General features: G+C 66.8%; 20 protein-coding genes. 12 read left to right on the forward strand and 8 right to left on the reverse strand.

The window, feature by feature from the left end; genetic code table 11:
- Positions 1-68: 68 nt before the first annotated feature.
- Entirely contained in the window at positions 69-413 is a 345-nt protein-coding gene (locus tag EMQ25_RS00615; protein WP_127186619.1) for a DUF952 domain-containing protein, read from the forward strand.
- A complete protein-coding gene (locus EMQ25_RS00620) occupies positions 410-1,519 on the forward strand; it encodes a quinone-dependent dihydroorotate dehydrogenase (RefSeq protein ID WP_127186620.1) in 1,110 nt (369 codons plus the stop codon). The genes EMQ25_RS00615 and EMQ25_RS00620 overlap by 4 nt, the downstream gene beginning before the upstream one ends.
- On the opposite strand, the gene EMQ25_RS00625 is transcribed toward EMQ25_RS00620, so the two are convergent.
- The 3 genes from EMQ25_RS00625 to EMQ25_RS00635 form a co-directional block, all read right to left on the reverse strand.
- Positions 1,516-2,862, reverse strand: a complete 1,347-nt coding sequence (locus EMQ25_RS00625) for an MATE family efflux transporter (RefSeq protein WP_127186621.1) — start codon at positions 2,860-2,862, stop codon at positions 1,516-1,518. The two genes, EMQ25_RS00620 and EMQ25_RS00625, sit on opposite strands and share 4 nt — an antisense overlap.
- Positions 2,863-2,940: 78 nt before the next feature.
- Positions 2,941-3,612: a nucleoside/nucleotide kinase family protein gene (locus tag EMQ25_RS00630; protein WP_127186622.1), complete on the reverse strand. Its 672-nt coding sequence runs from the start codon at positions 3,610-3,612 to the stop codon at positions 2,941-2,943.
- Positions 3,609-3,914 (reverse strand): DUF6460 domain-containing protein, encoded by a 306-nt coding sequence (locus EMQ25_RS00635; RefSeq protein WP_127186623.1) that lies wholly within the window; start codon positions 3,912-3,914, stop codon positions 3,609-3,611. Before EMQ25_RS00635 ends, EMQ25_RS00630 begins: the two co-directional genes overlap by 4 nt.
- Positions 3,915-4,018: 104 nt before the next feature.
- Between EMQ25_RS00635 and EMQ25_RS00640 the strand changes: the two genes are divergently transcribed.
- Genes EMQ25_RS00640 through EMQ25_RS00655 form a run of 4 tightly spaced genes read left to right on the forward strand, consistent with a single transcriptional unit; the run spans position 4,019 to position 7,846 of the window.
- The gene (locus tag EMQ25_RS00640; RefSeq protein WP_127186624.1) at positions 4,019-6,499 is read left to right on the forward strand and encodes a ligase-associated DNA damage response DEXH box helicase; all 2,481 of its coding nucleotides are present in this window, start codon (positions 4,019-4,021) and stop codon (positions 6,497-6,499) included.
- On the forward strand, positions 6,496-7,209 hold the full coding sequence (gene pdeM, locus EMQ25_RS00645; RefSeq protein WP_127186625.1) for a ligase-associated DNA damage response endonuclease PdeM: 714 nt from the start codon (positions 6,496-6,498) through the stop codon (positions 7,207-7,209). Before EMQ25_RS00640 ends, pdeM begins: the two co-directional genes overlap by 4 nt.
- A gap of 39 nt (positions 7,210-7,248) precedes the next feature.
- Positions 7,249-7,527, forward strand: a complete 279-nt coding sequence (locus EMQ25_RS00650; RefSeq protein WP_127186626.1) for a BrnT family toxin — start codon at positions 7,249-7,251, stop codon at positions 7,525-7,527.
- The gene (locus EMQ25_RS00655) at positions 7,505-7,846 is read left to right on the forward strand and encodes a BrnA antitoxin family protein (protein WP_127186627.1); all 342 of its coding nucleotides are present in this window, start codon (positions 7,505-7,507) and stop codon (positions 7,844-7,846) included. Before EMQ25_RS00650 ends, EMQ25_RS00655 begins: the two co-directional genes overlap by 23 nt.
- Here EMQ25_RS00655 and EMQ25_RS00660 read toward each other — a convergent pair.
- The 3 genes from EMQ25_RS00660 to EMQ25_RS00670 all read right to left on the reverse strand — a co-directional run bounded on the left by EMQ25_RS00660 (position 7,777) and on the right by EMQ25_RS00670 (position 13,151).
- Positions 7,777-8,535 (reverse strand): TIGR02186 family protein, encoded by a 759-nt coding sequence (locus EMQ25_RS00660; protein ID WP_127186628.1) that lies wholly within the window; start codon positions 8,533-8,535, stop codon positions 7,777-7,779. The genes EMQ25_RS00655 and EMQ25_RS00660 overlap by 70 nt on opposite strands.
- On the reverse strand, positions 8,535-9,467 hold the full coding sequence (locus EMQ25_RS00665) for a sulfite exporter TauE/SafE family protein (protein WP_127186629.1): 933 nt from the start codon (positions 9,465-9,467) through the stop codon (positions 8,535-8,537). Before EMQ25_RS00665 ends, EMQ25_RS00660 begins: the two co-directional genes overlap by 1 nt.
- Positions 9,468-9,593: 126 nt before the next feature.
- On the reverse strand, positions 9,594-13,151 hold the full coding sequence (locus EMQ25_RS00670; RefSeq protein ID WP_127186630.1) for a peptidoglycan-binding protein: 3,558 nt from the start codon (positions 13,149-13,151) through the stop codon (positions 9,594-9,596).
- A 259-nt stretch (positions 13,152-13,410) separates the two neighbouring features.
- Here EMQ25_RS00670 and EMQ25_RS00675 point away from each other — a divergent pair, with 259 nt between their 5' ends.
- Positions 13,411-14,085, forward strand: a complete 675-nt coding sequence (locus EMQ25_RS00675; RefSeq protein WP_127186631.1) for a response regulator — start codon at positions 13,411-13,413, stop codon at positions 14,083-14,085.
- On the opposite strand, the gene EMQ25_RS00680 is transcribed toward EMQ25_RS00675, so the two are convergent.
- Entirely contained in the window at positions 14,082-15,701 is a 1,620-nt protein-coding gene (locus EMQ25_RS00680; protein ID WP_158625894.1) for an ATP-binding response regulator, read from the reverse strand. The two genes, EMQ25_RS00675 and EMQ25_RS00680, sit on opposite strands and share 4 nt — an antisense overlap.
- A gap of 170 nt (positions 15,702-15,871) precedes the next feature.
- On the opposite strand from EMQ25_RS00680, the gene mscL reads away from it, so the two are divergent.
- Entirely contained in the window at positions 15,872-16,345 is a 474-nt protein-coding gene (mscL, locus tag EMQ25_RS00685) for a large conductance mechanosensitive channel protein MscL (RefSeq protein WP_127186633.1), read from the forward strand.
- 359 nt (positions 16,346-16,704) lie between these two features.
- Positions 16,705-17,310 carry a response regulator transcription factor gene (locus tag EMQ25_RS00690; protein ID WP_158625895.1) on the forward strand — a complete coding sequence of 202 codons (606 nt, stop codon included), beginning with the start codon at positions 16,705-16,707 and terminating at the stop codon, positions 17,308-17,310.
- Between the two features lie 30 nt (positions 17,311-17,340).
- Here EMQ25_RS00690 and hemA read toward each other — a convergent pair whose 3' ends face one another.
- Positions 17,341-18,621 carry a 5-aminolevulinate synthase gene (hemA, locus tag EMQ25_RS00695; protein ID WP_127186635.1) on the reverse strand — a complete coding sequence of 427 codons (1,281 nt, stop codon included), beginning with the start codon at positions 18,619-18,621 and terminating at the stop codon, positions 17,341-17,343.
- 364 nt (positions 18,622-18,985) lie between these two features.
- Here hemA and EMQ25_RS00700 point away from each other — a divergent pair, with 364 nt between their 5' ends.
- The 3 genes from EMQ25_RS00700 (at position 18,986) to EMQ25_RS00710 (ending at position 21,959) form a co-directional block, all read left to right on the forward strand.
- Positions 18,986-20,314 carry a hypothetical protein gene (locus tag EMQ25_RS00700; protein WP_127186636.1) on the forward strand — a complete coding sequence of 443 codons (1,329 nt, stop codon included), beginning with the start codon at positions 18,986-18,988 and terminating at the stop codon, positions 20,312-20,314.
- 88 nt (positions 20,315-20,402) lie between these two features.
- On the forward strand, positions 20,403-21,173 hold the full coding sequence (locus EMQ25_RS00705; protein ID WP_127186637.1) for an SDR family NAD(P)-dependent oxidoreductase: 771 nt from the start codon (positions 20,403-20,405) through the stop codon (positions 21,171-21,173).
- Positions 21,174-21,293: 120 nt separating this feature from the next.
- The gene (locus EMQ25_RS00710) at positions 21,294-21,959 is read left to right on the forward strand and encodes a YiaD family glycine zipper/OmpA-like lipoprotein (RefSeq protein WP_127186638.1); all 666 of its coding nucleotides are present in this window, start codon (positions 21,294-21,296) and stop codon (positions 21,957-21,959) included.
- The last annotated feature ends 33 nt before the right edge of the window (positions 21,960-21,992 follow it).

A 21,992-nucleotide genomic window follows, 5' to 3' on the forward strand; every position in this document is an offset into this window, starting at 1 on the left:
GCGCGGGGGGCGGGACGGGGTCGACAAAGGGGTGGCGGGCTTGGCCGGGGCCGACTAGAAGCAGGGCCATGGAAGATCCCGAATTCATCTACAAGGTCGCCGACCGGGCGGTGTTCGAGCAGGCCGCGGATGGTGTCTTTACCGGCATGCCGGTCGACCACGCGGACGGCTTCATCCACTTCTCGACGGCCGGCCAATTGCCCGGGACGCTCGCAAAGCACTTTGCGGGCAAGGCCGATCTCGTCCTGCTCGGCGTCAGGACCCTTGGGCTCGACCTCGTCTGGGAGCCGTCGCGGGGCGGCGACCTCTTTCCCCATCTCTACCGGCCCCTGCCGCTCGATGCGATCGCGTGGGTTCTGCCCCTTGCTGTCGATGCGGACGGACGGGCCGACCTGCCGGAGGCCGTTCGATGATCCTGTCGCGTCTTTCCCCGCTGCTGCGCGTGCCTGCGCTGCGCACGCTGAGCCGGGATGCCCTGCTGCAGATGGATCCCGAGACCGCCCATGGCGCGACGATCGCGGCACTGCGCATGGGGCTCGCGCCCGAGCAGGAGCATGCCGATCCGGCCGAGCTGCGCACCAGCCTCTGCGGGATGACGCTTTCGAACCCGATCGGCATGGCGGCAGGGTTCGACAAGAATGGCGAGGTGCCGGGACCGCTCGCGAAACTCGGCTTCGGTATGGTGGAAATCGGAACGGTGACGCCGCGCCCGCAGACCGGCAATGCCAAGCCGCGGCTTTTTCGGGTGAAGCAGGCGGGCGGCGTGATCAACCGCATGGGTTTCAACAATGAAGGCCATGAGGCGGTGTTCGCACGGCTGCGCGCGCTCCGGATCGGAGCGATGCTCGGGGTCAATATCGGGGCCAACAAGGACAGTGCCGACTTCGTCGCCGATTATGTGGCGGGGGTGACCCGGTTCGCCGATGTCGCAGATTACCTGACCGTCAACATCTCCTCGCCCAACACGCCGGGGCTTAGGGATCTGCAGGCCGACGACGCGCTCCGCCGGCTGCTCGAGGGCGTGCTTACGGCGCGCGCCAAGGCGCGGGTGCGGGTGCCGGTGCTGCTCAAGATCGCGCCCGATCTCGACGAGCCGGCTCTTGACGGGATCGCGCGGGTGATCGGGGAAACCGATCTTGACGGGCTCATCGTCTCGAACACGACGATCAGCCGCGATGCCGTGCAGGGCATGGACAATGCGCGCGAACTCGGCGGGCTTTCGGGCCGTCCGCTCTTCAACCTCTCGACGCGGCGCCTCGCGCAGATGCGCGAACGGGTGGGCACACTGCCGATCGTGGGGGTGGGCGGCATCCATTCCCCAGAGACCGCGCGTGCCAAGTTCGAGGCCGGGGCCAACGCGATCCAGCTCTATTCGGCGATGGTCTTTGAGGGGCTCGACCTGCTCGATCGGATCAAACGTGGGCTGGTCGCGGCGGTGCGGGCCGAGGGCGAGACCAATGTCGCGGCCCTGACCGGACGCAAGACCGCCGACTGGGCCTCGGGGCGGATCGCGCTCTAGGCCGGATCGGGAAAGAGCGCGCCACGCCGCCGCTCGAGCGCAAGGAAGTAGTAGGCGCCGCGCGCCAGAAAGAAGACGTGCAGCCCAAGCCAGAGGCCGGTATTGCCGAGCAGAGGCTCGAGCACCATGGCCGAGGCCAGAAAGAGCGCAAGCGCCGCGATCATGCCATTGCGCATGGTCACGTTGAGCGTGGCGCCCACGAGAATCCCGTCATAGACGAAGGCCGGCATGCCGGTGAGCGCCATCAGCGCCGCGACCCAGAGGAAGTCGCGGGCATGGGCGCGGACGGCTTCGTTGGTGGTCATCAGGTCGATGATGAGGCCGCCGCCGAGGACCCAGAAGGCGAAGAGCCCGCCGGCAATCACAAGCCCCCAGCGCATGGAGAGGACATAGGCGCGGTCGAAGGCGGGCCGGAAGCGGGCGCCCACCGATTTGCCGACGAGCTGCTCGGCCGCCTGGGCCAGCCCGTCGAGGAAGAAGCTCGCCACCATCATCAGATTGAGCAGCACCGCATTGGCCGAGAGCACGATCTCGCCCGAGCGCGACCCCATGGCGGCGAAATAGCCATAGGCGCCCATCAGCGCCGCCGACCGGATCATGAGGTCGCGGCTGAGGGCGAACATGCGCCGGAGCGCGGTGCCATCGAGGAGTTCGGCCGGCACGATGGCCGCAAGCACCGTGCCGATGCCGCCGAAATGCCGGAGCAGAAGCACGAGTCCGAGCAGGGCGGCAGCGGCGTTGCCGAGGACCGTCCCGAGCGCCGCCCCGACAATGCCCCAGCCAAAGCCGTAGACGAACAGAAGCGAGAGCGCGACATTGACCCCGTGGATCAGGATCTGCAGCATCATGCCCGTGCGGGCTGCAGCCCGGCCGTAGAACCAGCCCAGGAGCGCGTAGTTGACGAGCGAGAAGGGCGCCGACCAGATGCGGACGAAGAAGTAGATCTCGAGTGCCGGCGCCGCCGACGGTGGCGGGGCCAGCAGTGCCGCAGCGAGGGCGTGGATCGGCCCGCCGAGCGCGATCATGAAGAGCCCGATAAGGACGGCGAGCAAAAGCGCGCGGGCGGCGTGCAGGAGCCCGTCGCGCGGGTCGCGGGCGCCGATCGCCTGGGCGGTCAGCCCGGCGGTGCCGATACGCAGGAAATAGGCGAGCGAAAAGAGCGCATCAAAGAGCAGCGTGCCGAGGACGAGCCCGCCCAGCATGCCAGCATCGCCCAGCCGGCCGATGATGGCGATGTCGATGATGCCCGCGAGCGGTTCGGTGATGAACGCGATCGAAGCGGGCAGTGCGATGGCCCAGACGTCGCGGCTGCGCACCGTGAAGGGGTAGACGGGCGCGGCCATGAAACGTCCGGGGCTGGGAGGATCGATGGGGGAGGTTTGGCGCGTTCGGCCCGGGCATACAAGCCCGTCAGAGGGTGATCAGTGGTCGGTCTCGAGCTCGAGGATGAGATCGGCGCGGTCCCGGGAGGAGGCGACACGGTCGTAATTGACGAGGTCGACCGTCTCGACGTGACGCAAATTGCGCTCCTCAGTGAAAAGCCCTTCCTCGCCATGGCGCTTGAGCAGGCGGGCACGGACCGTATCGCGCGCGACCTCGATGAAGACGGCCCAGTCGAGCAGCGGCTTGATCCCCGCCCAGGGCGCGTCGGGCAGGAGCAGGTAATTGCCTTCCACGACCAGCACCTGCACCGATGCCGGGATGGTGAAGGCGTTCTCGACAACATCCTCGATCTTGCGGCTGTAGCCGGGCCCGGAGACAGGGCCAGTGGCGCGCTTCAGACCGGCGAGGAAATCGACGAAGGCTGCGCCCTCGAAAGTGTGCGGCGCGCCCTTTTCATGGGCGGTGCCCAGAGCCTCGAGCTTGGCGTGGCGCATGTGGAACCCATCCATCGGCACGAGAGCCGCAAGCCCGGGATGGGCGGCCTCGAGCATGGTGACGAGTTCGCCGGCAAGGGTGGACTTGCCCGTGCCCGGACCGCCGGCGATGCCGATGGCGATCCGCCGGCCGTGGGCTTCGGAATGAAGCGCGAGGCAATGGGCGTGGAGGCGCGCGAGCGCGGCCGCCGGCGTCAGCGTCAGCGATGCGCTCACTTGCGCCGCCCCGCGGCGAGGACGCGCAGCAAAAGCCAGATGGGCACGACGACCGCGGCGCCGGCGATGATATGGGTGGAGCTCTGCTGGAGCAGCCGGATGCCGTCGCGCGAGAAATGGCGGGTGACGTCTTCGAGCCATCGCAGGATCTCCTCGGCACCGAAGCCGAAGGTGTTCATCAGCCAGCCCACGATCAGCGAGATGATGGTGAGCCGGACGACGAGCGCCAGCGGCCGGTCGCCGAGGAAGCGCTCGAGCCGCGACCGCCGGTCCCGATAGTCCTGAAGTTCGCTCTCGCTCATCGTGATGCTCTCCGCTCGCGCCGTGCTTCTGCCCAGCTCTGCAATCATATAGGGTTAGGATCGATTTGCAGCACCATCATGGCTGTTTTTGCCGGAGCGCGCGCTTGGCCCCTTTGCCCGGCATCATCGAGGACTGGTTCAGGGCCAAGGGCTGGGCGCCGCGCGCGCACCAGCTCGCCGTGCTGGAGGCGAGCCAGGCCGACGCGCAGGCCCTTCTGATCGCGCCCACGGGGGCGGGCAAGACGCTGGCAGGGTTCCTGCCGACCCTTGCCGACCTCGTCGAGAGGCCGGGCGACGGTCTTCATACGCTCTATATCTCGCCGCTCAAGGCGCTGGCGGTGGACGTGGCGCGCAATCTGACGACGCCGATCGCCGAGATGAAGCTTTCGATTCGCGTCGAGACGCGGACGGGCGACACGCCGGCAAGCCGCCGGCAGCGGCAAAGGACCGATCCGCCGGCGATCCTCCTGACGACCCCCGAGCAGCTGGCGCTGCTCCTCAGCCATCCCGAGGCGGCGAAGCTCTTCGGCTCGCTGAAGCGGCTGGTGCTCGACGAACTCCACGCGCTCGTCACCTCCAAGCGGGGAGAACTACTCTCGCTCGGCATCGCGCGGCTGGCGACGCTCGCCCCGCAGATGCGGATCACGGCGCTGAGCGCGACCGTGGCGCGGCCCGATCTTCTGGCCGAATGGATCGCCGCGCCCGTACCGGAGGCGGAAACGCGGCTGCTGGTCGGTTCGGGCGGCGCGCGGCCGGAGCTGTCGATCCTTTCGGCGCGCGATCGCATTCCCTGGGCGGGGCATTCGGCGGCCTGGTCGGTGCCGGGGCTCTACGAGATCATCAAGCAGCACAAAACGACGCTGCTCTTCGTCAATACGCGCAGCCAGGCCGAGATGCTGTTCCAGAACCTCTGGGCGGTCAACGAGGACGGGATCGCGATCGCACTCCACCACGGTTCGCTTGCGGTCGAGCAGCGGCGCAAGGTCGAGGCAGCGATGGTTGCCGGGGCGTTGCAGGCGGTGGTCTGCACCTCAACGCTCGATCTCGGCATCGACTGGGGCGACGTCGATCTCGTCGTCCAGATCGGCGCACCCAAGGGCGCAAGCCGCATGCTGCAGCGGATCGGGCGCGCCAATCACAGGCTCGACGAGCCGTCCAAGGCGCTATTCGTGCCGGCCAACCGCTTCGAGGTGCTCGAATGCGAGGCCGCGCTCGAGGCAGTGGAGGCCGGGGCGCAGGACAGCGAGGACCCGGTCTCGGGCGGGCTCGACGTGCTCGCCCAGCATGTGCTCGGCATGGCGTGCGCCGCGCCAGTGGATGCCGACGCGCTCTTTGCTGAGGTCACGCGCGCCTGGCCTTATCGCGAACTTACCAAGCCGCTCTTTGAGCGGGTGCTCGATTTCGTGGCGACCGGCGGCTATGCGCTTCGCGCCTATGAGCGCTTCGCCAAGCTCAGGCAAACGCCCGACGGGCTCTGGCGCATCGCCAATCCGGGCGTCGCGCAGCAATACCGGCTCAATATCGGCACCATCATCGAGGAGCCGATGGTGAAGGTGCGGCTCGTGCGCGGGCGCGGCTTCCGGCGCGGGGCGACGACCGGGCCGATCGGGCGCGGGGGCCGGGTGCTGGGGGAAATCGAGGAATATTTCATCGACCAGCTGGTCAAGGGCGACACCTTCGTCTTCGGGTCGGAGATCGTCGCCTTCGAGGGGATGCACGAGACCGAAGCCTATGTTTCGCGCAGCGCCGCGCCGGACCCCAAAATTCCCTCTTATATGGGCGGGCGGTTCCCGCTCTCGACCTATCTCGCCGATCGGGTGCGCGCCATGCTGGCCGATCCCGGCCATTGGGACGAACTGCCCGAGCAGGTCGGGGACTGGCTGCGCCTGCAGGCCGACATCTCCGTGCTGCCGGGGCGCGAAAGCCTTCTGGTCGAGACCTTTCCGAGGGGCGCACAGAACTACCTCGTCTGCTATCCCTTCGAAGGACGGCTGGCCCACCAGACGCTCGGCATGCTGCTGACGCGGCGGCTCGAGCGGGCGCGCGCGCGGCCCCTGGGGTTCGTCGCCTCGGACTATTCGCTCGCCATCTGGGGGCTCGGGGATCTGTCGGCGCTGATCCGCACGGGACGGCTATCGCTCGACGACCTCTTTGCCGAGGACATGCTGGGCGACGATCTCGAGGCCTGGCTCGACGAGTCGGCGCTCATGAAGCGCACCTTCCGCAATTGCGCGGTCATCGCGGGGCTCATCGAACGCCGGCATCCGGGCAAGGAAAAGACGGGCCGGCAGGTCACAATGTCGGCGGACATCATCTATGACGTCCTCTACCAGCACGAGCCCGACCATATCCTGATCCAGGCGACGCGCCGGGACGCGGCGCGGGGGCTGCTCGACATCGAGCGGCTCGGGCAGTGCCTGAGGCGCATACGGAAACATATCGTGCACAAACCGCTCGACCTAATCTCCCCGCTCGCGGTACCCATCCTGCTCGACATCGGCAAGGAGCCGATCTTCGGGGAAGGCCGCGAGAGCGCCATGGCCGAAGCCGCAGAAGAATTGCTGAGGGAAGCGACGGGACGGTGAACTATCGGGAAGGGCAGGAGTGGGGCGGGGAAATGGTGAGCCATATCCTGCGGTTCGGCGGGCAGGTCTTCACCCCGCTGCCCTCGGGCGGGCTCTACTGGCATGCCCGCCGGACGCTGCTGGTCGCGGACCTGCACCTCGAAAAGCACGCCGCCTTCGCGCGCACCGGCCAGTTCCTGCCGCCCTATGATACGACGATGACGCTCAAGCGGCTCGCGGCCGACCTCTCCCAGACCGGAGCGGAAAGCGTCGTCGCGCTCGGGGACAGTTTCCATCGCGACCATGGCACGGAGAGCCTTTCGGGAGCGGACCGGGCGCTGCTCGGCGACCTCATGGCCGCGCGTGAATGGCACTGGCTTTCTGGCAATCACGATCCGAGCCCGCACAGGCTCGGTGGTATATGCCGGGCCGCGCTCGAGATCGGCGGGCTGAGGCTTGCTCACATGCCCGAAAAGGGGCGGCCGGGGCTGGTTGCGGGGCACCTGCATCCTGCAGCGCGGGTGGTGATCAATGGCCGCTCGACCCGGCGGCCCTGCTTCGTCCATGATGGACGCCTGATGATCCTGCCGGCCTATGGCGCTTCGACCGGTTCGATCAACATATTGGGCAAGGCGTTTGCCGGGCTCTTCGATCGCTCGGCGCTCGAGATCACCATGCTCGGGCGCGGCCAGCTCTACCCGGTGAGCGCGAGACGGCTTGTCGATGGCTGATCAGCGCTTGTCGTCTTGTATATACAAGAGTATATACAGGTGAAATTCGAATGGGACGCGTCCAAGGACAGGGCCAATATCGCCAAGCATGGCTTTGGTTTCGCGTTTGCCAGCCGGATTTTCGAAGGGCCCGTCCTGACCTCCGCCGATGAGCGGTTTGACTATGGTGAGGCCCGCGCCGTCAGCATCGGGGCAGTCGAGGGTGTGCTGGTGATCGTCGTCGTACACACGGATCGGAAAGGCACTGTGCGTCTGATCTCCGCGCGGCGTGCAAACCGGGCAGAAAGGATGCGTTATGAGCAGGCGTTACGCACGTGAGCTGACCGCCGACGAGCTGGCGGTTCAGCCGGACGACGCGATCGACTACAGCGAAATTCCCGAACTCGACGAGGCATTCTGGCGCACCGCAAAGCTGGTCCAGCCCGAGAAGACCGAGGCCATAAGCCTGAGAGTGAAGACGTCGGTCCTCGAGGCGTTTCGAGCGCAGGGCAGGGGCTACCAGTCGCGCATGAACGCAGTGCTGGAAGCCTATGTGCGCACGTTGCCCCAGGCCGGGCCTGGCGCTGATCAGCGCTTGAAGACGACGCCGCCGAGCCAGCCGGTGAAAAGGGCGAGGAAGACACAGAAGACGCCGTAAAAGAGCGGGTACTGCACCGCCGCATTGCCCAAGAAGCGCTCGAAGCCGACCTTGCGGACGTTGAAGCGCTCGGCGCGGCGCGCGACGATCTCGCCATCGGAAAAAACGAGCGTCGTGGCCAGAAATGCGCCATTGGGCACGTCGTGCGGCAGGGTCAGCTGGGCCGAATAGGCGGTGGTCGACAAGAAGCGGACGCCCGGCTCCTCCACGCCGAAATAGCGCCGTTCCGTCATCAGCCGCACCAGTTCGCGGGCATAGATGGTGGCGCTCCACCAATCGGTGCGCGCGGCCCGTTCGGCCTGCACTTCGGGCAGGATGCCTTCGGCCGCGAGCGTGGCCGGTGTTGTGATCTCGGCGAGGGGACGGCTCGCAAGCACGTGGAAATAGGATGGGAAACGCTCGAAGAGCACCTGCTCTGTGTTGATCCAGATGCCGAACTGACGCGTCTTGCGGCGCGCCACGCGATCGGTGAGCGGGCCGGTCACGAGGATCACGACCTCATAGGGGCCCTGCGGGGCGGCAAGGGGCGTCTCCTCGGCCGGCTCGACATTGCCGAACATGGTGAGTGTTTCCCCGTCGAAGCTCGAGCTGATGGCGACGGTCTGGTTGGAGAGGGTGGAGACGAGCCGCTGGGCGCCGGCTGGCACGACGAGCGCGATCAGCAGGATGAGGGCGCAGAAAATCCGCATCACATCACCCCTCCGGCCCCGACCACGGCCATGCTCCAGGGATCGGCTGGGGCGAGCACGAGCGACAGCCCGAAGCGGATGGCGACGGCGAGGACAAGGGCTGCGAGCATCGCGCGCAATTGTTCGCCTCGCAGGTATTGCCCGGCCGAAGCGCCGAACTGGGCGCCGATGACGCCGCCGACCATGAGGCAGAAGGCAAGGAGGATGTCGACGCTCTGGCTTTGGACGGCGTGCAGGATGAGCGTCGCGGCCATCATCGCGACGACCTGCAGGAGCGAGGTGCCGATGACGACATTGCCCGGGACGCGCAGGAGATAGACGAGCGCGGGCACGAGGATGAAGCCGCCGCCAATGCCGAGCAGAGAGCCGATGAAGCCGATGCAGAGCCCGAGCACCAGGACCGGGATGACCGAGATGTAGAGCTTGGATTTCTTGAAGCGGATGCGCCAGGGGAGCCCGTGGATCCAGTTGTGCTGATGGGGCAGGCGCTCCCGTGCGACCACCCCGGCGCGGCGCTTGAACATGGCGCGCACCGATTCGATCATCATCATGGTGCCGACGAGCCCCAGAATGACGAGGAAGCCGAGCGAAATGACGAGATCGAGCTGGCCCGCCGCGCGCAGCATCGAGAAGGTCGCGACGCCGCCAAAGGCCCCGAGCACGCCCGACAGCACGAGATAGAGGGCCAGATGCAGGTCGATCTGGCCGCGCCGGTAGTAGGAGAGCGCGCCAGAGGTCGAGGCGGCGACGACTTGTCCCGTGACCGAGGCGACGGCGACGGGCGCGGGCACGCCGGTGAAGATGAGGAGGGGCGTGAGCAGGAAGCCGCCGCCCACCCCGAACAGACCCGACAGGAATCCCACTGCCCCCCCAATTCCCACAAGGAAGAAGAGGTTCATGGAAAGCTCGGCGATTGGCAGGTAGACCAACAAGACCGGGTTCCGGGGCGGCGGTGAAAGGCTCAGGGGGGACGCTTACGCGCCCCCCCTGCCAACGTCAATTCATTGTGCCGTCAACGATCCTGCCGCAGCATCGCCTTCGGGCCGAACTGGGCCGGATCAGACGGGCTGGCTACCGAGGACGGCCAGCAGGCGCGGATTGATCGCGCCGACCTCGCTCATGCCCGTGGCGCGCTCGAAGGCGCGAATCGCCTCGGCGGTGCGGGGGCCGGCAATGCCGTCGGGCTCGCCGATCTCATAACCGAGACGGCCGAGCGCTGCCTGCACATTGGTGACGACGGACTGGTCGGTGATCGCCTCGCCCGGATCAAAGCCCGCGTTCCACGAGCCGATGGGGGCAAAGTTGGCGGCGAGGTCGATCTGCTGGGGCTGCCAGGCAGCGAGCTCGGCGGTGACGCGTGCGACCGCATCGGGATCAAGCGAGCGGGCGACGTCATCGCGTGCCTTGACGGCGTCGGGGTCGTTGCCGGCGGCCGCGAGCGAGAACCATTTATAGCTCGCTTCCATGTTCTGCGGCACGCCGAGGCCGCGCGCATAGAGCATGCCCAGATTGAACTGGCTGTCCGCAAGGCCGCGGAGCGCGGCCTTCTCGAACCATTCTGCTGCAGCCGAAAAATCCTGTTCGCCCAGCTGTCCGCCGGCCAGCAGCGCCGCCAGATTGTGCATGGACATGCGATTGTCGGCTTCGGCGGCCCGCTGGTACCAGAGACGGGCCTGCGCGAAATCCTGCTCGATGCCGCGGCCGTTCTCGTAGAGATTGCCGAGCCGATATTGTGCCGGGGCGAAGCCCTGCGCTGCGGCGCGCTCGTACCAGATGGCGGCGGCGGCGAAATCCTGGGGCAGGGCGCGGCCTTCGGTATAGATGGCGGCCACTTCGAACTGGGCACGCGGATCGCCATTGGCAGCGGCCTCGCGGAGGCCCTGTGGCCCGACCGCCTCGGGGGGCAGCTCGACCTGCACGGCGCCGCGCGTGGGGCCTGTTACCGCAGGCTCGACGGGAAGGGGCGGCATGGGTTCGCCGAGCGCAGCATTGGTGACCGCAACGCCGGCGCTGCCGAAGCGGTCGGACGGCGGCTGGCCGGTGGTGGGCGCAAAGCGCATCGCCGCTCCCGGATCGATCGACCCGGTGACGAGCCCGTCCGTGCCGCCATCAGTGAGCGGCAGGATCCGCGCCGGCCCGGCGACGGCAGCGGGTGCCGGCACGATGCCGCTATCGGAACGCGGGCCCGCCGGATCCTCGGCAAGGTCCGCGGCGGCATTGGCAGGGGCGGGCAGGGCGGAAGGAACGGTGCTCGTCGCCGTGGCGGCGCCCGTCTCGCGCAGGCGTGCCTCCTCATTGCGCTGGCCGATGAGATTGAGCGTCAGGAAGGCGATGGCAACGACGCTGGCGGCAAGCAGCAGAGGCTGGCGGTGCCGGCTGAGGAAGCCGGGGCGCGCCGCTTCGTCGGCCGTGTCCTCAGGCGTAACGGCTTGAGGCTCCACTGAAGCAGAGGCTGCGGCTTCCTGCGCCTTGGCTTCAGCGAGCGGTGCCGGTTCGGATTTGGGATGTGCGGCGCGGGCGCGGGGCGCTTCGGCTCCGTCGTCGGCTTCGCCGGCCTGATGGAAGCGGGCCATGGCGCGCCCGATGAGCGAAGTGGCGTTGGCTTCGGTCTTCTGGGCGTTCTGGCGCTGCGCTGCGCGGCGGGCGGCCTCGATGAAGGTGTTGCGGCTGACGGTGGTCTCGGAGGCCGGGGCGTGGACCGGCTCCGGCTCGGGGCGCCTTTGCGGCGTGAAATCGATATCGGTCCCGAGCTCGAGGCTCGACTGCGGGCGCGGCGGCGGGGTGACGCTGGAGGGGTCGAAGGCAGGGCGGTCCGCCGCGCCGGGCCGGAGGGTCGACATGGGCCGGCCGCCCGAAAGGGCGGTGCGCACGGGGCCGGGATCGGCGTGGCTGAAATCGGGGAAGCCGGGATCGGTGAGCGGGCGCTCTTCGTCCGGGCTCAGTGGCATGGCGTCGTCGAGGCCCGCATCCTCCTCGGCAAAGGCTGCAGCCGGGCTCGGCGGCGTGTTGACCTTCACATAAAGGAGGTCCTTGGGCAGGCTCGGATGACGCTCGGGCGCAGCCACCGGCTCGCGCAACCGCGAGAGGGATTGTTCGAGCCGCGCCAGGCGTTCATCGACCTGGCGGATGCCATCCTGCATGCCCTCAAAGAGGTCCGGGGCGGGGCCACGGGCCTCTTCGGCGGCGGCGCGGAAGAGCGCCGACATGCGCGCTTCGAGGGCGGCAAGGCTGTCCTCGCCCAGCTCGGGCGTCACGGGCTCAGGAGCCGCGTCGCGGATAGCCTCGGAGGTGCGGTTCGCGACCCGTTCGGCGAGCGCCTCGATATCGAGGGCCGGCTCGTCGGGCTCGGCATCGGTATAGAGGCGGGCGAGACCCGTCAGCTGTTCGCCGGTCTGGTCCATGCGCGCCGCGAGCAGCCGGACCTGGGCCTCGAGCTGGCCGATGCCGGCATCGGTCGGGCCGTCGGTGACGCGGTCGGTGAGGGCCTCGATCTGCATCTCGAGCGCCGAAAACCGCGGGTCGATGGCCGAGACCACCGCGCCGCGCAGCGCCAGCACGTCGTCGCGCAGGCCCGTGACCTCGTCCGCGCGCCCGTCGATCGCCTCGAGCCGCTGACCGAGCGTTTCGATCATCTCGACGAGACCGGCAGGCTGCATCGCGCCGGCGCGCATGGCGGCGTTGATTTCGGCGACCTCGTCGGTCAGCCTTTCAAGCGCGGCCGGCGGCAGGGCGACATTGCGCTCCATGGTGTCGATGCGATCGTAAACGGCGCGCAGCGTCTCCTCGACGCCCTGCATGCCTTCGCGCACTGCTTCGGCCGGGCTCGGCCGGGCCCGGTCGCGGGTGGTCTGTTCGATCTGGAGTTCGGCAAGGCGCGCAACCGTGCTCGAAACGTCGTCCATCCGCTCGGTCAAAGCCGAGAAATCGAGGCGTGGGCCTTCGGCGACGAGCCGGGCGAGCCCGGAGATCTGACCTTCGAGCCGCTTGACCTGGCCGGTTTCACCCACGGCGCCGGCGAGCAGCTCGACGACCTGCGTCAGCTGGCCCATCTGCTCGCCGATCTCGCGGATGTTCTCGGCGCCGGACTGCGCCTTGATCATGGCCTCGAGCCGTTCGAGCCGGCCCGAGATCGTGCCCACGGCACGGGCGAACTCGTCGAACTGGCGTGCGGTGGCCTCGGGAAGAACCGGGGCCGGCGCCGGAGGCTGTACCGGCTGGCGCGAGGGGGAAGCCGCGGCACGGGGTGCGCGATGGCGCGACCGGATGTCGAGGATGGCCGATTGCAGGATGTCCCGCGGATTGGGCGGAAGCGCATCGTAATCGTCTTCCTGCTCGGGCAGGGGTTCAGGAGCGAACCGATCCATCGCCTTCTTGACCGAGCGGAGCGCCTCGCGATGGCGCTGGTCTGCGGGAAGGTCGTGCGGCGCCGGATCGGGCAGGCGCCGGGGGCGCGGGGCAGGTCTCGCGGCCGGAGGCGCGGCCTGGCGAACGGGGTCGAGACGGCCCTCGACCTGGTTCAAGAGCGCCACCAATTCCCCGCGCAGGGCCTGCCAGTCCCCGGCCTGGGGAGTGGTGCCTTGGTCGTCCGAAGCAGCATGCGGCGTGGCGCGGGCCATTGGCGTTCCCGATCAGCGGTCAAGTGATGCCCCACGCAGAGGCGGGACGGTGATTCGTCCGTTCCCACCTTCGCGGGACATGGGTTTGAGGCATAGTCGAGAATTTATGGTAAAGAACCGGTTAACCCCTGCCGCATTCTGCGAAATTGTTCGCGATTCGCGGACCCGCGGGCCCGGCTACGGCATGGCGCGCGGGACGGTTGAATGTTAGAGAGCCCCGGGCAACCCGCCCCGAGCCCGAGGAGAGTACGCGAGGACCATGACGCGCCGCCGTATCATCATCGTCGACGACCACCCGCTGTTCCGCGCCGCGCTACGCCAGACCCTTGCCGGGGGCGATCCATCGATCGCGGTCGAGGAGGCCGGGGATCTGAGCGCGCTGAGCGCCGCCCTCGAGGCGGACCGCGAGTGCGATTTGGTCCTGCTCGATCTCAACATGCCTGGCGTCCGGGGATTTTCGGGCCTCCTACTGTTGCGCGCGCAATATCAGGACGTGCCGGTGATGATCATCTCGGCGGTCGAGGACCCGGTGGTCATCCGGCGATCGTTCGAACTGGGCGCGGCAGGCTATCTGCACAAATCGGTGTCGCCCCCCGAGATCCGCCGGGCGATCGAGACGGTGCTGACCGGCGAGGTCTTCGTGCCCGAGGGGATCGACCTGCAAAGCGATGACGGCCATGCCGCGCTGATGCAGCGGCTCGCGAGCCTCACCCCGCAGCAGGTGCGCGTGCTGATGATGCTGTCGGACGGGCTGATGAACAAGCAGATCGCCTATGAGCTTTCGATTTCCGAAGCAACGGTGAAGGCGCACGTGTCGGCGATCCTGCAGAAGCTGGACGTGGACAGCCGCACACAGGCCGTGATCGCCGCCTCGCGGATCGAGGAAGGCCAGTTCGGCGAGCTGCTGTCAGCGGGCGCCAGCGCCGCCCGCTAGCTCTCGATCCGGCCGGGCGCGCGCGGGCGCTGTCCCGACAGGCTCGAGATCGTGGCGCGAAGAGCGGCTGGCTTCACAGGCTTGGTCAGGACCGCGACGCCCCGATCCTCGGCGAGAAGCCGCACCGCCGGGCTGCGATCGGCCGTGACCAGCGCGGCCGGCAGGTGTCCGCCGACATTGTGGCGCAGCCATTCGATCGCATCGAGCCCCGATGTCTGATCGAGGTGATAGTCCATGAGGACCAGATCGGGCAGCCAGCCCAGGAGCAGGCCCTGCTTGTCGATGTCGCGGAGCGAGCGGGCCGTGCGCACATCGCAGCCCCAGCCCGAGATCAGCCCCTCCATCGCATCGATCACCGGCTTTTCATTGTCGACGCAGAGCACCTTGATGCCTGCGATGTTGGAGAGGGGTTCGGTGCGCTGGGCGCCGGGGGAGGCCTCGACGCGGGTGCGGGTGAGGGGGAGGAAGATCGAAAAGCGCGAGCCGCGGCCCTCGACGCTGTCGAGCTCCAGCCCGAGCGAGAGCGCGGCGACGATCCGCCGGACGATGGAGAGCCCGAGCCCCAGGCCCTGCGCCATGCGCGCGCCCTGCTCGAGCCTCGAAAACTCGGCAAAGATCAGGGCGTGCTGGTCGCGGTTGAAGCCGATACCGGTATCGATGATGTCGAGCCTGACGCGGCCGGCGCGCACGCGGCATCCGACGAGAACGCGGCCGCCGGGCCTCGTGTATTTGATGGCGTTCGACACGAGGTTCTGCACGATGCGAGCGACCAGCATGCGGTCGGCGAGGACGGTGTGCGAGGCGCCAACGATCCGCAGGCGGATCTGCCGGCTACGGGCCATGGGCGCGAACTCGATCTCGATCTTCTTGAGCAGGTCCGCGACGTTGAAGGGGGTCGGATTGGGCTTGAGCGCGCCGCTGTCGATCCGCGAGATGTCGAGGAGAGCCGACATGATCTCCTCGACCGCGTTGAGCGAAGCTTCGAGGGAATGGACGAGCTCGCCCAGCTGACCTCCGCCGGCCCGCTCGATCAGCGTCGCGGTATAAAGGCGGGCGGCGTTCAGCGGCTGGAGCAGGTCATGGCTCGCGGCTGCGAGGAAGCGCGTCTTGTCGCGATTGGCGGCATCGGCCTTTTCGCGCGCCTTTTCGAGCTCGGCATTGACCCGCACGAGCGTGGCGGTGCGCTCGGCGACACGCCCTTCGAGCGAGGTGTTGACGCGCTCGAGCGCTCCTTCGGCCGCGACGCGCGCGGTGACGTCCCCGAAGCTGACGACGAGGCCGCCATCGGGCAGTCGGCGCGCGTGGAATTCGAGCGTGCGCCCGTCATTGCCGAGCCGCTGGCTGACGCTGTGGGGAACCGAAGTGAGGAGCGTCACGCGTTCGGCGGCGAGCGCGGCAGGGTCTCCGGACCCGAAATCGCCCCTCCGGGCGAGATGCAGCGCAATCTCGTAGAGCGGCGTGCCGGGCGCGATGAGTCCTGCCGGCAGGTCGAGCAGCGTGCGATAGACGGCGTTGGACGCGATGAGCCTGATGTCCGGATCGAACACCGCAAGGCCCTGCGGGATGTGGTCGGCCGCTGCCCAGAGCCGCTCGGCGCGTTCTTGCGATCCATCCATGGCGTGATTTTCCGGTTCGGACGGGAGTATCCCGGACCCTCGCATGCCCGGCAAGACGGGTGATTGCAAATCACGCGCATTTGGGAAAGGCTCGGCAATGGGCGCATGCGAGCATCTGTCGGGCCAAGAGCGGTGGGCAGGCCTCATGCGTGCAACGCAAGAGGGCTGAAATGTTCAAGGAATTCCGTGACTTCGCGATCAAGGGGAACATGATCGACCTGGCGGTCGGCGTGATCATCGGTGCCGCCTTCGGGGCGATCGTCTCCTCGATCGTGGACGACATCTTCATGCCGCTGATCGGCCTGATCATCGGCGGCATCGACTTCTCGAACCTGTTCGTCGTGCTCAACAACCCCAATGACGTGGCGGTGCCTTCGCTCGCGGCAGCGCAGGCGGCGGGCGTTGCGACGCTAAATGTCGGGCTGTTCATCAATGCGGTGGTGAAGTTCACGATCATCGCGTTCGTGCTCTTCATGGTCGTCAAGGGCATCAACTCGATGAAGCGCGAGGCCGCAAAGGATCCGAGCCCCGCGGCGCCGAGCCGCCAGGAGGTGCTGCTCGAGGAGATCCGCGACGCGCTGCGCGGACGGCCGGGGTCCCCGGCGCCTGCGCCCCAGCCCGGCGCCCTGCCGCCCGCCGAATAGTCTTTTCCGTCCGGTTGAAGCCGGTGCCCGACTTCAGTCCGGCACCGGCTTTTCTTCGCCACCAGTGTAGGAAAATAGTCTTGACAGGCGCAAGAGGGGTAGGAATAACTACCTAATACGTGTTCATCCCAGTAGAAATCCCGGCGCACCACCCCGATCCTGAAGGTAGAAATGCGAAGGTGATCGTGAGCGGGGTGATCTTAGGGCGGTACGGACAAAGCCGTAACGAATGCCGCCCGTCTCAGAGGCCGGAAGGACGAAACGATCGTATTTCATGACGACCTGATGCCAATATTAAACGAAAATTGTCCTCGATGCGGAGACGGGCGATGGGTGAAGAATTGTATTATAGAAGTTATTTGAATCGAGATCGCCTGCTGCACATCGTGGATGCCGATGCGCGCAGTTGCGAACGGCTCAACATGCTGTTCCGGCTCGAGGGGTTTCAGACGGCGATTTCGTTCGACCTGGCCGGGCTTTATGCCGGCTTCGACCGTCGCCGGCCCGATGTTGTGCTGCTCAATATGCAGGTGGGTGAGGAAAGCGGGCTCGAGGCGCTCAAGCAGATCAAGGCAATGCGGACCGGCACGCCCGTCTTCATGATCGCCGAATCTCCCCAGGTGGCGCTCGTCGTCGAAGCCATGCGCGCCGGAGCAGCGGACATCATCAACAAGCCGTTCGACGAGGAGGGGGTACTGCGCGCTGTGCGCGAGGAATTGCGGCGCGACATCCATATGGGGGTCGTCGCATCCGGCCGCCGGTCGATCGAGGTCCGGGGTTTTTCGCAGCTCACCCCGCGCGAGCGCGAAGTGCTGCAATTGATCACGAACGGCCAGTCCAACAAGGAGGCTGGCCGACAGCTCGGCATCTCGCCCCGCACCATCGAGGTGCACAGGGCGCGGGTGATGGAAAAGCTCGGCGCGCGCAACACCGCAGACCTGATGCGGATCGTGCTCACGAGCTGAAAGAAAAAGGGCGCCCCGGGGCGCCCTACATCATCCGCCGCTGGTGGGCAGGGTGAGATCGCCCGAATTCAAACGCTCAGTCGTATATTTGACGGTGCTGCGTTCGCGCGGGAGCTGCAGGCTCGTCCACACGCTGACCAGAGCATGGCGAAGCGCGATGATCATCTCGTCGTCATGGAGCGGAGTGGGCGTGATCCGGAGCCTCTCGGTGCCCTTGGGCACGGTGGGATAGTTGATCGGCTGGATGTAGATGTTGTGCTTTTCGAGCAGCATGTCGCTTGCTGCCTTGCAGAGCCGCGCGTCGCCCACGATCAGCGGGACGATGTGCGTATCGGTATGCATGACGGGAAGACCGGCTTCGGAGAGGATCTCCTTGGTGAGCCGGGCCTGGCGCTGATGGGCCTCGCGCTCGTGCGGCGAGGCCTTGAGGTGGTCGATCGATGCCCGCGCCGCAGCGCAGAGGGCCGGCGGCAGGGCCGTCGTGAAGATGAATTCGGGCGCATAGGAGCGCACTGCATCGACGATGGCCTGGTTGGCAGCGATGTAGCCACCCATCACGCCGAAGCCCTTGGCCAGCGTGCCCTCGATGATGTCGATCCGCTCCATCAGGCCCTCGCGCTCGGCGATGCCTGCGCCGCGCTCGCCGTAAAGGCCGACGGCGTGGACTTCGTCGATATAGGTGAGGGCGCCGAATTCGTCGGCAAGATCGAGGATCTCTTCGATCGGGGCGACGTCCCCATCCATCGAGTAGACGGATTCAAAACAGATGAGCTTGGGGCGGCTGCGCGGCGTGGCCGCCAGCAGGTCGCGCAGGTGCGCGACGTCATTGTGGCGGAAGATGTGCTTTTGCATGCCCGACTGGCGCACACCAGCGATCATCGAAGCGTGGTTGAGCTGATCGGAGAAGATCACGCAATCGGGCATCAGCCGTGCAATGGTGGAGATGGCCGCTTCGTTGGAAACGAAGCCCGAGGTGAACACCAGCGCCGCTTCCTTGCGGTGCAGATCGGCGAGCGAACGCTCGAGCTCGACCAGCGGGCGATTGGTGCCCGAAATGTTGCGGGTGCCGCCCGCGCCGACGCCGAGGCGTCCCGCAGCGTCCTGCATCGCGGCGATCACGCGATCGTTCTGGCCCATGCCCAGATAGTCGTTTGAGCACCAGATGGTGATCTCGCGCGCATTGTCGGCGGCATCGCGATAGAGCGCCGTCGGGAAGCGACCTGCGATTCGCTCGAGGTCCGCAAAGACGCGATAACGCTTCTCCTGCCGCAGCGCATCCACGGCATCCTCAAACAGTCCACGATAATCCATGGGACAAACCTTTCCGCCACAGCTGCGGGCGATCACCGCCAGTGGCGAGCGAAACCCTAAAGCGTGCGTCTCCTCCATGACATAGGTCAATTCGACGCGCGGGCGCCAAGTGCCTGTAGGATCAGGAGGTGTGCGCCAATGTTTAGAACCATCCTAGACCTCGAAGCCGCCTCTGCCAATAAAGGAGGCAGAATTTTTTCGGGCATCGTGCGCTCGGCGACGCTCGGATCCGGCCGGGCGTCAAAACTGCGCTTTGCTGGGTACGGCAAATTAATCGTCCGCCTCCATTGCAGTTGAAGGCGCCCGATTACCGGTCTAGTCTGTTCAAGGCGTCGTGATCGGAGCCGAGGAGAGGAGGACGGTCATGAAGAGTTTTTCGTCGACCAGCTTTGCCAGCAGCGAGGCCGAGAGCCTGAGGCTCGCCGAAGCGGCAGTCGCGCGCCATCCCCAGGCGCTGTTCACCGACTTCCAGTGGTTTCTCTACGAGGCCCAGGACACGGTGTTCTTCACCGCCTATTCAAAGAACGTCTTCGATAAGGCGGCGCTGACCAATCTGGTCGCGGACATGGTCTCGCTTGCCCCGCAGCTGACCCATGGGTTCGTCGGCGCGCGACCCGGCCAGCCCTTTCCGCAGCATCTGCTCGATGCGATCACCTCGATCGAGACGGTGGAGGATTTCGAGGGCTATCCGGACAAGTGGATCACGCGCTCGGCGGACATCTTTGAGCGCGATGACCTGCCGCTCTTTCGGGTGATGGTCATCAACCGCGCCGGTGGCGCGGATGCCGAAGGGCGGGCGTCGCTGATCCAGGTCCGGTCGAGCCATGCTTTGCTCGAAGGCTCGGATTCCGCGCTTCTCACCCGGTCCCAATCGGCGGGCCATGGGGTGATGTCAGACAAATCCAACAAGGTCAGCCTCGGCGCGCGCATCCAGAGCAATTTCCGCGCCTGGCTGATGGCGTCCATGTACCTTTTCATCGCCCATGTGCTGGCGCCGGGCGAAAAGCCGTTCGGCTTCAAGACGCTGGCGCTGAAGCGTCATCGGCTGCGGGTGCTCGCCAACCGGCTCGGCGTGCGGCAACGCTCGCTCTATTTCGCGCTCGTCACCTTTGCGCTCAACGGTGCGGGGCCCGAAAAGCAGATGAGCCGCAAGGTGATCGGCGCCGCCTATACGATGCTCGACACCAAGCGCAACGATGCCGATGACGACTTCTTCCGGGTACGCGCGCTCGAGGCGAAATTCCCCGTCCATGAGGATTTCGTCGACTTCGTGCGCGCCGTCGACGATACGGTCGCGCGCATCGAGCAAAAGGACATCACCCGGTTCCAGGTGATGATCAACGCCATGTTCCGCACGCTGCGGGGGATCAGCCGCGTCGCGCCATTCCTGCTGACGCGGCGGTTCTGGCGGTTCAACGGCAAGGCCCATGTGGTGCTGACCCTGGTTCCGCCGCACCGCACCTATGGCCCGATGACCCATGGCGTGATCGAGCCCATCTATTGCGGGGCCTATCATCCCGGCTCCAATCTGTGCACCTTCTGCCCGGGGCGCGAATATGTGACGCTGAACTTCTCGATGGAGACGCGGCACCTCGACAACGTCCATCGGATCGAGGAACTGCTCGCCGAGATCGAGGCGCGCGACCTGCCCCCGCCTCCGGCGCGGGCGGTGGAGGGCGCCGAGGCGGCCTGAAGGATCAATCGACACTGACGATTGGGGCCTCCCGCCACCGCGGGAGGCTTCGACATGAAACGGGCCAAGAGGCCCCTGGAGGATATCTATGACGCAGTTTGCCCGCTATCCGAGCCTCGAAGGCGTACCGGTGATCGTTTCGGGAGGCGCATCGGGGATCGGGGAATCCATCGTTCGCGAATTTGCCGGGCAGGGCGCGAAGGTCGGGTTCGTCGACATTGCGGCCGAGCGCGGCGCCGCGCTTGCCGAGGAGCTGAACGACAAGGGCGGCACGACGCGCTTCATCGCCTGCGACATCACCGATATCCCGGCCTATGAGGCGGCAATCGCCGAGTTTGCCGGAACGCATGGGGATGCGCTGGTGCTGGTCAACAACGCGGCCCATGACGAGCGCCACGACTGGAAGGACGTGACCTCGGAATTTTTCGACGACCGGATCGCGGTCAACCTCAAGCACGCCTTCTTTGCCATCAAGGCGGTCGCCCCGGGCATGATCCGTGCGCAGAAGGGTTCGATCATCAATTTCGGCTCGATCAGCTGGATGATGATGAGTGCGCAACTGCCCGTCTACCAGAGCGCCAAGGCCGCCCAGCACGGCATGACCCGCGGCATGGCGCGGGAACTGGGCAAGAGCAACATCCGCGTCAACACCCTGGTGCCCGGCTGGATCATGACCGAGCGGCAGCTGACGCTCTGGGTCGACGAGGCCGCCAACAAGCTGATGGACGAGCAGCAGGCGCTGGCCGGCCGGGTGATGCCCGAGGACGTCGCGCGGATGGTGCTGTTCCTGGGTGCCGACGACAGCCGGATGATCTCGGCGCAGAACTTCATCGTCGATGGTGGCTGGGTGCACAGCTAAGGGCGAAACCGTGGCGCCTCCGCAACAAGGATAAGGACTTTCTTAACCCTTGGCGGACATCACCTTCCTGCCGCAATCGGCGTTGATGAACGGCACCGAACACCGTCAAGGGGACACCGCATGAAGTCGAACATCCTGGTCGCGGGCGTCGCGGCCCTGGCGCTCAGCGCCTGCACCACCACCAACCCCTATACGGGGGACAGCCAGCTCTCCAACACGGCGGGCGGCGGGCTGCTCGGCGCGGGCGGCGGCGCGATCGCCGGCGCCCTGGTGGGCGCGGCAACCGGCAATGACCCGCGCGTCGGCGCGCTGATCGGCGCTGGCATCGGCGGGCTCACCGGCGCGGCCGTGGGCTCCTACATGGACCAGCAGGAGGCAGAGCTGCGCGCGCAGATGGCGGGCACTGGTGTGTCGGTGACCCGTGTGGGCGACCAGATCATCCTCAACATGCCGTCCAACATCACGTTCGCGACCGACGAGGCGCGCGTGCAGCCGCAGTTCAACCAGACGCTCGTGGCGGTCGGTATCGTGCTACGGAAGTTCGATCGCACCATCATCGACGTCTATGGCTATACGGACTCGACCGGCTCGGACAATTACAACCTCGATCTGTCGCAGCGTCGCGCCGTGTCGGTTGCCACTGCGCTCTCGAACCAGGGCATCGACCAGCGGCGCTTCTATATCGAGGGGCGCGGCAAGGCCAATCCGATCGCGTCCAACGCGACCGAACAGGGTCGTGCACAGAACCGTCGGGTTGAAATCCAGCTCTCCCCGATCCGGGGCTAGTCGCCTCAGCGCATGCGAAAAGGCCCGGAGAAA

Source organism: Arsenicitalea aurantiaca (genome assembly GCF_003994485.1).
Taxonomy (GTDB): domain Bacteria; phylum Pseudomonadota; class Alphaproteobacteria; order Rhizobiales; family Devosiaceae; genus Arsenicitalea; species Arsenicitalea aurantiaca.